Source organism: Photobacterium sp. R1 (assembly GCF_054600795.1).
Map to the genome: position 1 here is coordinate 1 of NZ_BAAHZP010000203.1, position 370 is coordinate 370.

General features: G+C 60.5%; 1 protein-coding gene. It reads left to right on the plus strand.

The features are described 5' to 3' along the window. The first annotated feature begins 4 nt into the window (after positions 1–4). The gene (locus tag ACYP03_RS24675) at positions 5–331 is read left to right on the plus strand and encodes a helix-turn-helix transcriptional regulator (RefSeq protein ID WP_459782479.1); all 327 of its coding nucleotides are present in this window, start codon (positions 5–7) and stop codon (positions 329–331) included. Positions 332–370: the final 39 nt, after the last annotated feature.

Sequence of the window (370 nt, forward strand, 5' to 3'; positions counted from 1 at the left end):
TGAGGTGCCACTTCGCGTCGGCCCGCCCGGTGAGCTTGCCACGGAAGATCTGACCCTGTTCAGAACGGCCATCCGGCGGGAAAGAAAACTCGCCATTCGCTATCGCGCGGCCGACGGACAAGAGAGTACCCGGGTGATCTGGCCGTTTGCGATCGGCTATTTCGCCCAGGGCAGAGTGCTCGCCGCCTGGTGCGAACTGCGGCAGGATTTTCGCCACTTCCGCACGGAGTGGATTGCTGATCCTATGATGATGGATCAGGCGTATCCAAGGCGGCGTCATGGGTTGTTTCAGGAGTGGCGGGAGAAGGAGTTAAGACTGCGTCAGGGCTAGGGTGCACAAAGGTACGGCTGGGGATTTTGGTACGGCGGA